This is a genomic window from Arthrobacter jinronghuae (assembly GCF_025244825.1).
In the GTDB taxonomy this organism is placed as follows: domain Bacteria; phylum Actinomycetota; class Actinomycetes; order Actinomycetales; family Micrococcaceae; genus Arthrobacter_B; species Arthrobacter_B jinronghuae.
On the sequence record NZ_CP104263.1, the window covers coordinates 2234794 to 2247342 of the forward strand.

The 12549-nt window shown below is 67.0% G+C and carries 13 protein-coding genes and 2 tRNA genes; 3 read left to right on the plus strand and 12 right to left on the minus strand.

What is annotated here, in order from left to right; all coding sequences use genetic code 11:
* The first annotated feature begins 118 nt into the window (after positions 1-118).
* The 3 genes from N2K98_RS10465 to N2K98_RS10475 are packed head-to-tail and all read left to right on the plus strand — an operon-like array spanning position 119 to position 3479.
* Positions 119-1414, plus strand: coding sequence for an amino acid deaminase/aldolase (locus tag N2K98_RS10465; protein ID WP_255865772.1), 1296 nt, complete (start codon positions 119-121; stop codon positions 1412-1414).
* A complete protein-coding gene (locus tag N2K98_RS10470; protein WP_255865773.1) occupies positions 1411-2718 on the plus strand; it encodes a D-arabinono-1,4-lactone oxidase in 1308 nt (435 codons plus the stop codon). The genes N2K98_RS10465 and N2K98_RS10470 overlap by 4 nt, the downstream gene beginning before the upstream one ends.
* Positions 2719-2774: 56 nt before the next feature.
* Positions 2775-3479, plus strand: a complete 705-nt coding sequence (locus N2K98_RS10475; protein ID WP_255865774.1) for a lysoplasmalogenase — start codon at positions 2775-2777, stop codon at positions 3477-3479.
* 24 nt (positions 3480-3503) lie between these two features.
* Here N2K98_RS10475 and N2K98_RS10480 read toward each other — a convergent pair whose 3' ends face one another.
* The 12 genes from N2K98_RS10480 to proB form a co-directional block, all read right to left on the minus strand.
* Positions 3504-4238, minus strand: a complete 735-nt coding sequence (locus N2K98_RS10480) for an NUDIX hydrolase (protein WP_255865775.1) — start codon at positions 4236-4238, stop codon at positions 3504-3506.
* The gene (locus tag N2K98_RS10485) at positions 4238-5344 is read right to left on the minus strand and encodes an AAA family ATPase (protein ID WP_255865776.1); all 1107 of its coding nucleotides are present in this window, start codon (positions 5342-5344) and stop codon (positions 4238-4240) included. Before N2K98_RS10485 ends, N2K98_RS10480 begins: the two co-directional genes overlap by 1 nt.
* Positions 5341-6003, minus strand: coding sequence for a nicotinamide riboside transporter PnuC (gene pnuC / locus N2K98_RS10490; RefSeq protein ID WP_255797475.1), 663 nt, complete (start codon positions 6001-6003; stop codon positions 5341-5343). The genes N2K98_RS10485 and pnuC overlap by 4 nt, the downstream gene beginning before the upstream one ends.
* 170 nt (positions 6004-6173) lie before the next feature.
* Positions 6174-6249 (minus strand) — tRNA-Ala (locus N2K98_RS10495).
* Positions 6250-6298: 49 nt separating this feature from the next.
* Positions 6299-6374, minus strand: a tRNA-Ala gene (locus tag N2K98_RS10500).
* A 126-nt stretch (positions 6375-6500) separates the two neighbouring features.
* Positions 6501-7184: a histidine phosphatase family protein gene (locus N2K98_RS10505; RefSeq protein ID WP_255865777.1), complete on the minus strand. Its 684-nt coding sequence runs from the start codon at positions 7182-7184 to the stop codon at positions 6501-6503.
* Positions 7185-7193: 9 nt separating this feature from the next.
* Positions 7194-7580: a ribosome silencing factor gene (rsfS, locus tag N2K98_RS10510; RefSeq protein WP_255797472.1), complete on the minus strand. Its 387-nt coding sequence runs from the start codon at positions 7578-7580 to the stop codon at positions 7194-7196.
* A 24-nt stretch (positions 7581-7604) separates the two neighbouring features.
* On the minus strand, positions 7605-8897 hold the full coding sequence (locus N2K98_RS10515; RefSeq protein WP_255865778.1) for a hypothetical protein: 1293 nt from the start codon (positions 8895-8897) through the stop codon (positions 7605-7607).
* A 24-nt stretch (positions 8898-8921) separates the two neighbouring features.
* Positions 8922-9587, minus strand: coding sequence for a nicotinate-nucleotide adenylyltransferase (gene nadD / locus N2K98_RS10520; RefSeq protein WP_255797470.1), 666 nt, complete (start codon positions 9585-9587; stop codon positions 8922-8924).
* 35 nt (positions 9588-9622) lie between these two features.
* Entirely contained in the window at positions 9623-9856 is a 234-nt protein-coding gene (locus tag N2K98_RS10525; protein WP_255797469.1) for a hypothetical protein, read from the minus strand.
* 119 nt (positions 9857-9975) lie between these two features.
* Positions 9976-11289: a glutamate-5-semialdehyde dehydrogenase gene (locus tag N2K98_RS10530; protein ID WP_255797468.1), complete on the minus strand. Its 1314-nt coding sequence runs from the start codon at positions 11287-11289 to the stop codon at positions 9976-9978.
* Positions 11286-12500 (minus strand): glutamate 5-kinase, encoded by a 1215-nt coding sequence (gene proB / locus N2K98_RS10535; protein ID WP_255797467.1) that lies wholly within the window; start codon positions 12498-12500, stop codon positions 11286-11288. The genes N2K98_RS10530 and proB overlap by 4 nt, the downstream gene beginning before the upstream one ends.
* Between the last annotated feature and the right edge of the window lie 49 nt (positions 12501-12549).

Here is a 12549-nt window from a genome sequence, read left to right on the forward strand (position 1 = left end):
CCCGGAAGTCTGGTGTTTGTCTGTGACATCCCGCGGGTAACCGGCCGGGTGCAGCGTGTTGCGTGCTGGAGGGGACGGTGTTCCGTGTTTAGGGTGGGTGCAGACAACGGAGGTCACCATGGGCGACAGCAACGAAGCGGCAGCTCCCTCTCCCCCTCGGCAACTGTTCCCGCCCGGGTTCCCGGGCCCGCCGGACACCACGGCCGCTCTCCTGCCCTGGCTGACCCCGGAAACCTATTGGCCCGCTCTGTCGGAGGCAACCGCGGCACTGCCCGCACCGGTGGCAGTGCTGGAGCTGCAGGCCCTTCGGTTCAACGCCGCGGACCTGCTCCGGCGCGCCGGCGGAGTTCCGCTGCGGATTGCCAGCAAGTCCCTCCGGGTCCGCGGTGTCATCGAGGCCCTGCTTCAGCTCCCGGGTTTTCAGGGCGTCTTCGGCTACACGCTTCCCGAGGCCCTGTGGCTGGCGGAGCAGTGCACAGACGTCCTGGTGGGATATCCCAGCACGGACCGAGCGGCCCTGACCCGGCTCCTCGGCGACGAGCGGCTCGCCGCCCGGGTGACCCTGATGGTCGATGACGAATCCCAGCTGGACCTGGTAGATGCCCTGGCGCCGGCAGGAAAGCGCCCCGAAGTGCGTATCTGCCTGGATGTGGACGCCTCCTGGCAGGCGCCGGCACTGGGCTTCATCGGCACCCGGCGCTCTCCGCTGCACACCCCGGACGACGCTGTCGGGCTGGGCCGGCGGATTGCCGCACGTCCCGGCTTCCGGCTGGTGGGCCTGATGATGTACGAAGCCCAGGTGGCCGGCGTAGGCGATGCCGTTCCCGGGGCAGGTCCGATGAATGTCCTGATGCGGCACCTCCAGCCGCGGTCCATGGCCGAGCTCCTTGACCGCAGGCAGCTCATTGCGGGGCGGCTGCGCGAACTGTGCCCGCTCGAATTCGTGAACGGCGGCGGCACCGGCTCCGTCGAAGCCACCCGCGCGGACCCTGCGGTCACCGAGATCACGGCCGGGTCCGGGCTCTTCGGCGGACACTTGTTCGACAACTACCGCGCGTTTACGCCGGCTCCCGCCGCAGCCTATGCCTTCGACGTCGTCCGCCGTCCGACGTCGGACACCGCCACCGTGCTGGGCGGCGGATGGATCGCTTCGGGGCCGCCGGGGCCCAGCCGCGCCCCGCGTCCGGTCTGGCCTCCGGACCTGCGTTTCCTCCCGCGGGAAGGGGCGGGTGAGGTGCAGACTCCCCTGCGCGGCGCAGTTGCCGGGACGCTGCATCCCGGTGACCGCGTCTGGTTCCGGCATGCCAAGAGCGGCGAGCCGGCCGAACATTTCAACGAGTACCAGGTTGTGGACCGCGGGAAGATTGTGGGCACGCTGCCCACCTACCGTGGCGAGGGGAAGGCGTTCCTGTGACCGCGGCGGGCACCTTGTGGGAAAACTGGGGACGGAACGTGACGGCGCAACCGCTCCGCGTGGAGCGCCCGATCGATACTGCAGCCCTGCAGCGGTGCGTCGCCGACGCGGCAGGTGCCGGGCTGCGGGTCAAAGCCGTGGGCGCGGGCCACAGCTTCACCGACATCGCCGCCACCGACGGCGTCCAACTGGACCTCAGCGCCCTGCAGGGAATCATCGCAGTGGACACCGGAAGGTCCCGGGTGCGCCTGCGTGCCGGCACCCGGCTGCACCGGATACCATCCCTGCTGGAACCTTACGGACTGGCAATGCCGAACCTCGGCGATATTGACCGGCAGTCCATCGCCGGCGCAGTCTCCACCGGTACGCACGGAACGGGCGCCGCGTTTGGCGGGATGGCCACCCAGGTAGTGGGAGTGACCCTGGTCCAGCCCGACGGCGGCCTGCTCAGCGTGGGCGACGACGATCCGCTGCTCCCGGCCGCCGCCCTCGGACTGGGCGCCCTGGGTGTCATCGCCGACGTCACCCTGCAGTGCGTACCCGCATTCGTCCTCCAGGCCCAGGAACGCTCCGAGCCCCTGGCGGATGTACTCCAGAGCCTGGCGGACCGGGTCAAAGCAACCGACCATTTCGAGTTTTACTGGTTTCCGCACACCGATCGCGCTGCCACCAAGGCGAACACCCGCCTGCCGGGCACTGCAGGCTGCCGTCCGCCCGGTCCCGGTGCGCGCTGGATTAACGACACCCTGCTGGCGAACACGCTGTTCCGGGCAACCTGCGCCGCAGGCAGTGCCGTACCAGCCGTAGTCCCTGCCGTGAACGCCGCAGCGGCACGGCTGCTCGGCGGCCGGGACTATTCGGATGCCTCGGCACAGGTCTTCACCACCAGGCGCACCGTGCGGTTCCGGGAAATGGAGTACGCCGTTCCGGCGGACCGCGTGGGGCCGGCCTTCTCCGCCCTGCAGCAACTGATCGAGGAGCACCGCTGGAGGATCTCCTTTCCCGTAGAGGTCCGCTGGGCGGCCGCCGATGACCGCTGGCTGTCCACCGCCTACGGCAGGGACACCGCCTATATAGCCGTGCACCGCTATTACCGGGAGGACTTTGCCGAGTACTTCACCGCTGTTGAGGAACTTCTGCTCGCCCACGGGGGGCGGCCGCATTGGGGCAAGCTGCATTCGCGCCACGCGGCGGCGCTGGCTCAGCAGTATCCGCGTTTCGGGGACTTCCTGGCGGTACGGGAACGGCTGGATCCGGACCGGGTCTTCGCCAACGCCTATCTGGACCGGGTGCTGGGCGCCTAACGGCTATCCTGCCGGAGGCACCGTACGATGGTCTGCAGCCGACCCGAAGGAGTGCCGTGACCGCCGCGCCCGCCCCAAGCCAGACCTCCGTTCTGCCCCGCTCGTGGTGGTGGGGATTCCTGCCTTTCGCCGCAGCCTCTGCCGTTCATATCGGGGCGCGAGCGGTTGAAGCCACGGATATCGCGGAGCCCACCAAGCTCACCCTGATGCCGTTGCTTGCCGTTGCCGCCCTGTGGGGCGCACGCGGCGTCGTCCGCGGGCCTGCCGGCCGGATGCTGCCGGTGTCCCTGCTGCTGGCGGCCCTGTTCTTCTCCTGGATCGGTGACGGCGCAGCCGCGTTCTTCCCGGCGGCACCGGAACTGCCGGTGATGCTCGGCTCCTTCGGGGTCGCGCACATCTGTTACATCTGGCTCCTGGCACGGTATGCAGCTGCCGGGCGAATCCCGCGGTGGGCACTGGTCTTCCCGCTGTGGTGGGTACTGATGCTCGTGGTGCTGTGGCCTGCACTGGGCGGGCTGGCCATGGCCGTGGCCGCCTACGGCGTTGTCCTTGCCGGTACGGCGGCGACGGCGGCGCGGTGCCGGCCGATGGTCGCGGCCGGCGGCCTGCTGTTCCTTTCCTCGGACACGATCCTGGCCTGCCGGATCTTCCTGCCGGAGCAGATGCCTGACTGGACCAACCCCCTCGTGATGCTGACCTATTGTGCGGGGCAGGCCCTTATTGTTGCCGGGGTCCTCCGGACCTGGCGGGACGGGCGCTGACCGCCCAGGCCCGGCGGAAAGGCGTCACACCGGGCGCATCATCGGCGGGCTGAGGTACTCATCCCGAACGGTGAACAGCGCCGCGGGGGCGCCCTTGTCGCGGAGGACCTTGCGTCCGGTGTCGCGCAGGGCGCCGGTCATCTTGCGGGTGAAGTTCCCGGCGTCGAGCTTGTCGGTGTTCCACACGGCCTGGTACACACGCCGCAGCTGGTAGAGGGTGAATTCCTCAGGCAGCAGCCTGGCCGCGGTAAGGGTGTATTCGATCTTGCCGGCAAGCCGGTCCAGGGCGGCGGTGAGGATCCCGCGGTGGTCGAAGGCCAGCGTCTCATTGGCGAGGACTTCGTACACGGGCATCCACTGTGCTGCTTCAGTGTCGGTGCCCGGGTTCAGTGCGGGCAGGGCGCTGCCGTCGGTTGCGAGCAGCGCCAGATGCGCGACAGACACGACGCGCATGCGCGGGTCGCGGCCTGGTGAGCTGTAGGTGGCGAGCTGCTCGACATGGGCGCGGTGTGCACCCAGCTCCAGGCCGGTCTCCTCCTGCAGCTCGCGCCAGGCGGCCGTGAGGGCATCCTCGTCCGGTCCCACGAAGCCGCCGGGCAGCGCCAGGGCCCCCTTGAAGGGGTGCCCTCCGCGGCGCACGAAGGCTGCATGGAGAGTGCTTGCTTTGACGGCGAAGACGACCAGATCCACGGTCAGCGCAACGGAGGGATACTCCCTGGGCGCGTAGTCCTGAAGGAACTGTTCTTCTTCGGTGGCCATCAGGCTCCTGTCAGTACCGTCCGTTTTGCCCAGGGCGGGGAGGTGAAGCGGTTCCGCTGGGCGATGATGAGGTCGATTATCTCAGTTGCCGTGGATATCCGCTCCTGCGGAGTGCCGGAAACCAGGATCCAGGAGTGCCCTGCTGCCGTGAGCTCCTCCTTGAACCATTCGGTCATCTCGGCGCGGGGGTGCTCGGCCTCGCGCCATCCGTCGTCCTCGAACGGGACGCCGTCGTGGTCGGTAATGAGGTAGAGGTCGCGGCGGGGCAGCCGGTCGACGGCGAGGTAGGAACCATAGCTCTGCTCACCGATGTAGACCCGCTCAAAGAGGGACGTGGTGATTACATCCGTGTCGGCGATGACCAGCGGACACCGCGCCGCGGCTTCGTTTTCCATCTGGTTCTGCCGTTCACCGATGACGGCAAAATCCTCGGCGGTCCAGACCATGTCCGACAGGACGGCGTCGGGCTTTGTTTCCTGCACGGCGGCGAACTTGTCGTAGGTGTACTGGCGGCCGAATTCCGGAACGTCGACGAGCTCGGGGAAACTCTCCCGGTAGTGCTCGGTCAGGGCCCGGGCGAGGGTGGTGGTGCCGGTGGATTCGGCTCCGACGACAATGATGCGCACGGCCAGGTCCTGCCGGGCATCTTTGAGGATGTTCCGCCAGGCTGCGCTGAGGTCATCCCGGCAGAGGGTGCCGCTGACGGGATAGGCGGTGCGGGGCCTGTCCACCATGACGTGGGCCGCGCCGAAGTCCTGCGCCAGTTCGCTGCCGTAATCCTCGGAGCTGAAGACGGCGTCGACGGCTGTGATTCCCTTCAGCTTGAGGGCAATGCGCAAGGCCTCGTTGTGCGCCTTCCAGATGGTCCGGGAGTTGTAGTCCACGGGGCAGTCATTGGGCATCCCGATCACGGATACGTTGGTCTCCGCGAACTCGGCGGCAAGCCACTTCACCCGGTCTTCAAGGGTGATGCTCTCAAACCGGCTGCCAAGGATGACGACGGCGAGCTTCGTGCACTGCTCCGCCGCCCGGGCAATGAGGTGCCGGTGGCCGACGTGCGGCGGATAGAACTTGCCGATCACGACACCCTGTCCAAACAGCTTCATGCCGGTATCTTTCCGGCTGCAGCAGCCGGACGGGCGGCAGCCGTGCGGGTGCGCTTCCAGTCGATCAGACCATAGACGCAGAGTGCGGTGAAACCGATGTAGAGGATGCCGGTGAGGTTGAGTCCGCGGGAGAAGTACAGCGGAACACTGACGAGGTCGATGGCAATCCAGACGTACCAGTGCTGGAAAATCTTCTTGGCCTGCCCGTAAGTGGCCAGAAGCGACGCGGCCAGGACAAAGGCGTCGGGCCAGGGAACCTCGGAATCGGTTCCGTGGGTGAGGATCATGGCGATCCCCGCGGTGGCCAGGACGACGGCGGCGATGCCGGCGATCACCTCGTTCCGGCTGGCGTCGCGGATGGGCAGGTCGCTTTTCTGCTCGGTGTCCTTGGCGCCGCGGACCCAGTTGTACCACCCGTAAACGGACACGGCGGCGAACACGGCCTGCAGGAGGGTCTCCCCGTAGAGCCCGGCCCCGAAGAAGAGGACCATGAACGCGATGTTGTTAATGATGCCCACAGGCCAGTTCCAGGCCTTCTGCCGGGCCACACCGTAGACGCAGGCTGCACCGGTGACGAACCCGATGACTTCGATCCAGCTGACGGGTGCTCCAAGCAGGGTTGCTGCCGGCGAATTCATCCAGTCCAGTACTGCATTCATGGCGCTCTCCTGATTTATTGTCAATGTGACAATGAGTAGCCTAAGGCCGACAGGGAGAGAACGGAAGGCTTCGTCCGGGCCAGTATTGAGACCTGCGTCACAAATAAGCGGAGTGTTCCGGGCACTAAAAAACCGCCGGACACGGGATTTCCCGTGTCCGGCGGTCTTGTTGGTGGAGCTGAGGGGACTCGAACCCCTGACCCCCTGCATGCCATGCAGGTGCGCTACCAGCTGCGCCACAGCCCCAAACTTTCAGTGATTTTCCACCGCAAACCCTTCGGTCTCCCGAAGGGTTTGGTGGAGCTGAGGGGACTCGAACCCCTGACCCCCTGCATGCCATGCAGGTGCGCTACCAGCTGCGCCACAGCCCCAAAACTAAAGGTTGTTTACTTCACTTTTCCGTTCACCGGGGCGAAGCAACTCCTCTACCTTAGTACAAATCAACAGGAGCGCAAAATCCGCTTAGCGCTCCCCTGCCGGACAGGAAAGAGGGTCTGTCAGCCCTCCACCGGGCCGCTGGGGAGCGAGTCCAGCCCTACATTGTGCTGCGCCAGGTGCCAGGCGGAATTCCCGTGCCGGTCCGGGATTTCCTGAAGGACCGACCAGTGGCAATTGGATACTCCCGAGATGACCGCCCAGGACTCCGTGGGCAGGCCGAGCAAGGCGCAGATTCCGGCGCGGATCGCTCCCCCGTGGCTTACGGCCACAAGGGTGCCGCCGGCAGGCAGTTTCTGGACGGCCTCCCCCACTGCTTCGGCGACGCGCCTGCCGACGTCGACGCGCGTTTCGCCGCCGCCTGCCCGGGCACTGCCTACCCCCGCAGACCAGGCAGTCAGCAGCGGCGCGTCCTGCTCCGCGATCTGTGTGAAGGTACGCCCTTCCCACGTGCCGGCAAACGTTTCCCGGAGGCGTTTATCCTCCGCGACGTCAAGACCGGTCTCGGCAGCCAGGGCCCTGCCTGTGCCAAGGGCGCGGCTGAGGTCGGAGGAAACTATTGCGTCCGGTTCAAGAAACCGCAGCACTGCCGCCGCCTCGGCGGCCTGCCGCAGGCCGGCGGCGTCAAGGGCAATATCCTGCTGCCCTTGGAAGCGCCCCGCCCGGTTCCATTCCGTGCGTCCGTGGCGCCAGAAAACCACCCGGCGCGACGCGGAATCCGGATCCCAGGGGGCAGGGGCGCTCACGGTCACAGGTTATTCGGACTCGGCGCCGGCAGGGGCGTCTTCGAGCTGAAGGTCAACCTCGGGGCAGTCCTTCCACAGACGCTCCAGGGCGTAGAACACCCGGTCCTCCTCGTGCTGGACGTGCACTACAACGTTGGCGTAGTCCAGCAGGACCCAACGGCCCTCGCTGCGTCCTTCACGGCGCACGGGCTTGAGGTCCATCTTGGACAGTTCCTCTTCAATGCCGTCAACAATGGAGTTGACCTGGCGCTCATTCGATGCCGAGGCAATGAGGAAGACGTCGGTGATGGCGAGCCGTTCGCTCACGTCGATCGCGACGATATCGTCCGCGATCTTGGCCGAGGCCGCTTTGGCCGCCGCCCGTGCAATGTTGATGGAAGATTCGGTGGCGCTCAAAGTGTTTCTCCTTGGGGTAATCGGTCAGCCGCCAAGGCCGCCGACGATCATTAGTACTCCGACGATCAGGGCAAGTGCGCCCAGACCTGCAACGCCGGCGGCCGCAAAACGCAGCCTCCGGGTACGGCCGAGTCCGGCCGTCATGACATCTAGCGGGTCGAGTCCGAAGGCACTGCGGGCACCGATGGGGGTGGCAGCTTCCTCGGATTCAACCGGATTATTGACCAGCGCGTCCGCGCGGGCGAGGATCCGCGAATGCCGCACGTCCGTGGCGCCGACAGGTATCCGGCGCGGTACGGACGCCGGGCGCTGGGCGGGAACAACCGGCAGGGGCCGCGCGGCCGCAGTCTCCGGATCCACCACCGGCGTAGACGAGGTGACAATGGGAATATGCGAGGTCTGCGGTGCCTTCATCACGGGATGCTCCATCCCGGGGATCTGCACAAACTCGAGCGGGGTCACCATCGCCAGGTTGTGGGCAGTGCTCGGATCGCTCTGCGAAGGTTTGCGCTGCTCGTTTTCCTGCGACAGTTTCTGGATGGCGCGGGTGCGGCGGTTCAGTACCTTGGCACGTTCGGCCAGAGCCTTCTGCTGGGCCAGCAGTTCCAGGTCGACGGCCTGCGGATCATCAACCTGCAGGGCCTCCATGGAAGCAACATGGTTGCGGGCCTGTCCTTCCAGTGCCTGACGTGCAGCCAGGGCCTGCTCCACGCTCATACCCTCGACGTCGGCGTTGGGGTCGGTGCCGGCAACGGCAGCGTCCGTAACGGACGGCGCGGCCGATGCGGCGCGCCGGCTCTCCTTTCGGCTTGCCTGCGAGCCGGGGCCGGATCCCTGCTTGTGCTGCAGTTCCGGAGCCTGGGGTTCCGAGTCCTGGAGTTCTGAAGCCTGGAGTTCCGCAACCTGGAGTTCCGACGTCGGGGACTCCGGTTCCGTGTCTGTGCCCGCCGATGACGACAGCCGGCGGCGTTCCCGACGCAGGGGCGTACCGGCAGCGGGTGAAGGTCGGGAAGCTACCGGTCCGGTGGCTTCCGGCGGGGCCGGGAGATCCGCGTGCGGTTCAGCCGAACCGGCCCCGGTCTTGGCCGCCGCCGCAGCACGCTGTTGCTGCTGCAGCCTCAGCTGCCGGCGGGTGGGCGGAGCGGTCTCAGGGTCGCGGCGCTCCGGCGTCTCTGCCAGGGCCTTGTACGCACGCAGCGCTTCCCGGTCCCGGGCGCGCTGCTGGGACTCACGTTCCCGCGGCCCGGCCGGGGAATCCACAGGTACGTCGGCCGCCCGGCGGCTGCGCCGCGGCGCGGACTCTGGACCGTTAGTCATTTCCTACCCATCCGGTATGTGTATTTACGCTACTGGTTCTGTTTCGGTTTCCGCGGAGTTCGGAGACTGCCTGTCGGCGGCATACAAACGGTGCTTCGCGATGTACTGCACTACCCCGTCCGGCACCAGGTACCACACGGGATTGCCTTCGGCCACGCGGCGTCGGCAGTCGGTCGAAGAAATCGCCATGGCCGGCACATCCAACAGGAAGACGTCCTCCCGGCCGACGTTCTCCAGAACGTGCCCCGGCCGCGTCACGCCCACAAAGCGCGCCAATGACCACAGCTCCTGGATGTCTTTCCAGGACAGGATCTGCGCCATGGCGTCGGCGCCGGTGATGAAGAACAGGTCAGCCTCGGGCCTCGCTGCCTTCAAATCGCGCAGAGTGTCAATGGTGTACGTAGGGCCGGGCCGGTCGATGTCGACCCGGCTCACCGTGAACCGCGGGTTCGATGCCGTCGCAATGACGGTCATCAGATACCGGTGCTCCGCCGGACTCACCTGCTGCGCGGCCGGCTTATGCCACGGGTCACCGGTGGGAACGAATACCACTTCGTCCAGATCGAACGTGGACGCAACCTCACTCGCCGCCACCAGGTGGCCGTTATGAATGGGGTCGAACGTTCCACCCATGACTCCGAGGCGGAATCTGCGCTTTCCGTTGCTTTCCGTCCGCTGCGGTTCACCCATGGGGAAGAACGCCTTCGCTGACTCCACGTACGGGGTCAGTCCCGGATGGCCTGACCGTGGTCATGCTTGTCGGGGAACTGGCGCTGGGGATCAATGTGCTCCGGCTCGGCCGTGTGGCGGTTGCCCACGTTGGAGAAGGACACCGTGATCAGCATCAGCAACAGGAATGCCGCAAAGATGACTCCACCGTAGACGTACGGAGACGCCGGCAGGTCAACGTGGTGTTCTTCGGCAGCAGTAAACACGGCGCCCGTAAGCTGGATCAGCATGTATCTCCCCTAGAGATCGATAGGTTCCGCCGGGCAGCCGGCGGAACGGGTTCTTAGTCAATGGTACGCGTAACGGAGTGCACATCGCAGCCGGACCCGTCGCCGGGCATTGGACGGAACTAGTCGCGGATCTGCCCGTCGCCCTGGATGATCCATTTCGTAGTGGTCAGTTCCCTGAGGCCCATGGGCCCGCGCGCATGCATTTTCTGCGTGGAAATGCCCACTTCGGCCCCCAGCCCGAGTTCGCCCCCGTCCGTGAACCTGGTGGAGGCATTGACAATGACCGCCGCCGAATCGATCTCAGCAATGAACCGCTCGGCATTGGCAAGGTCGTTGGTGATAATCGCTTCAGTGTGTCCGGTGGTCCAGCGCCTGATGTGCTCCAGCGCGTCATCCAGCGTGTCCACCACAGCCACGGCCAGGTCCAGGTCCATGTACTCACGCCCCCAGTCGCCGTCGTCTGCTGCTTCCGCGCTGACTCCGGCGGGCAGCAGTTCCATGGCCCGGGGGTCGGCGTGCAGGCGGACGCCGGCGGCGGCCAGCGCCGCCAGGACATCGCCGGCCGCCGGAGCGCCCTCGTGGATGAGCAGGGTCTCGACGGTATTGCAGACGCTCGGGCGCTGCGTCTTGGCGTTGAGCAGGATGTCCACTGCCATCTCCACCGGCGCCGAATGGTCCAGGTAGATATGCACGTTGCCCTCCCCCGTCTCGATGACGGGCACGGTGGCGTTGGTGACGACGGACTGGATCAGCGAGCGGCCGCCGCGCGGAATGAGCACGTCCACCCGGCCCCGTGCCTTCATGAGTACGTTGGCGCCTTCCCGGCCGTATTGGTCAACGCTCTGCACGGCGTCGGCAGGCAGGCCTGCTTCCTCGAGGGAATCACGGATGATTTCCACGAGGACCGCGTTGGTGTTCGCGGCGGCGCTGCCGCCGCGCAGGAGAACCGCATTGCCGCTTTTCAGTGCCAGGCCGGCAATGTCGAGGGTGACGTTGGGGCGGGCCTCGTAGATGGCGGCCACCACGCCCATCGGAACGTGCACCTGGCGCAGCCGCAGGCCGTTGGGCAGCGTCTGGCCGCGGGCTACGGATCCCACCGGATCCGGCAGCCCGGCAAGGTTCTCCAGCGCTGCGGCCAGCGCGGTGATGCGTGCCGGCGTCAGCGACAGCCGGTCCAGCATGGCCGTTGAGGTCCCGTTGTCCCGGCCGGCCGCCACATCGCGGGCGTTGGCCTCGAGGATGGCGGCCTGTTTCGCGTTGACGTTCTGCGCGATCTGCCGCAGGGCGCGGTCCTTCCAGGCACGGTTGGCCCTGGCCAGGCGCCGTGCGGCGGTGCGGGAACGGTCGGCGAGGGCATGGACCTGGGCTTCGACGCCGGTGTCCGGCGCGCCGGCGGGTTCGAGTTCGGCCTCAGTTGTGTTCACGGAAGTCATGCTCCCAGTGTAGGTCCGGTGCCGGCATCCGGTCCGGGTCCCGGTGCTTCGTTGGGGTGCAGGAGAACGAGGTCGTTTACGTGCACCACAGCGCGTTCATAGCCGCGCCCCAGTTCGCGCGACAGTTCGCGGGTGGAGCGGCCGAGCATGGACGGCAGCTCGTCCGAACCGTAGTTGGTCAGGCCGTGGGCAATCACGCGGCCCGCGGTATCGGCCAGGGCAACGGCGTCACCGGGCTCGAACTGCCCCTTCACAGCAGTGATTCCCGCCGGCAGCAGCGAACGGTGCCGGTCCCCCACTGCCCGTGCCGCGCCGTCGTCGAGCACCAGGGTGCCCTGAATGCGGGCGAGGTGGGCGAGCCACAGCAGGCGGATGGACCGGCGGCGGCCGCGGGTAGTGAACCAGGTGCCTACGTCTTCTCCGGCCAGCGCGGCGGCGGCATTGGCTGTGGACGTGACCAGTGCAGGGATGCCCGATTCCGCGGCAATGGTGGCTGCTTCGACCTTGGTCGCCATCCCGCCCGTACCCACGCCGGCCTTGCCCACCTTCCCGATCCGCACGTCCGCCAGGTCCTTGGGACCGGTGACTTCGGGGATGCGGCGGGCGCCCTCGGACGGCGGACCGTCGTAGAGGGCGTCGACGTCGGAGAGCAGGATGAGCGCGTCGGCCTTCACGAGGTGAGCCACCAGGGCGGCCAGACGGTCATTATCGCCGAAACGGATCTCGTGGCTGGCAACGGCGTCGTTCTCATTCACGATGGGCAGGACGCCGAAGTTCAGCAGCCGTTCCATGGCGCGGTGCGCGTTGGCGTGATGGGCGCGGCGCATCAGGTCCTCCACCGTTAGCAATACCTGGCTGACGGTGACTCCGTGGACGCCGAATGCGGAGGTGTAGCGGGCCATCAGCAGCCCCTGCCCCACGCTGGCGGCCGCCTGCTGGGAGGAAAGCTGCGCCGGGCGCTTGGTGAGGCCCAGGGGCGCCAGCCCGGCGCTGATAGCGCCGGAAGAGACCAGGATGATCTCGGTGCCCTGCGCATGCCGGGCGGAAAGCACGTCGGCCAGGGACTTCAGGGCAGAGTCGGAGATGCCGCCCGCTACCGAGGTCAGGGAGGAGGACCCCACCTTAACCACTACCCGGCGGGCCCGGGCCAGCCCGGAGCGGGACGTTAACGCACGGCGGGCAGGTGTGGCGAATTCGATTTGTTCACTCATAACCTGCCCAGCCTATGCGCTGCACCCCGTCCCTCTCGGGAAGATGAAG

Excerpts from the sequence above, each read along its gene's own strand:
- N2K98_RS10465 (WP_255865772.1), top strand. The coding sequence starts at position 119 with ATGGGCGACAGCAACGAAGCGGCAGCTCCCTCTCCCCCTCGGCAACTG.
- N2K98_RS10530 (WP_255797468.1), bottom strand. The coding sequence starts at position 11,289 with ATGACTTCCGTGAACACAACTGAGGCCGAACTCGAACCCGCCGGCGCG.
- N2K98_RS10480 (WP_255865775.1), bottom strand. The coding sequence starts at position 4,238 with ATGGCCACCGAAGAAGAACAGTTCCTTCAGGACTACGCGCCCAGGGAG.
- proB (WP_255797467.1), bottom strand. The coding sequence starts at position 12,500 with ATGAGTGAACAAATCGAATTCGCCACACCTGCCCGCCGTGCGTTAACG.
- N2K98_RS10485 (WP_255865776.1), bottom strand. The coding sequence starts at position 5,344 with ATGAAGCTGTTTGGACAGGGTGTCGTGATCGGCAAGTTCTATCCGCCG.
- nadD (WP_255797470.1), bottom strand. The coding sequence starts at position 9,587 with ATGGGTGAACCGCAGCGGACGGAAAGCAACGGAAAGCGCAGATTCCGC.
- N2K98_RS10525 (WP_255797469.1), bottom strand. The coding sequence starts at position 9,856 with ATGCTGATCCAGCTTACGGGCGCCGTGTTTACTGCTGCCGAAGAACAC.
- N2K98_RS10515 (WP_255865778.1), bottom strand. The coding sequence starts at position 8,897 with ATGACTAACGGTCCAGAGTCCGCGCCGCGGCGCAGCCGCCGGGCGGCC.
- pnuC (WP_255797475.1), bottom strand. The coding sequence starts at position 6,003 with ATGAATGCAGTACTGGACTGGATGAATTCGCCGGCAGCAACCCTGCTT.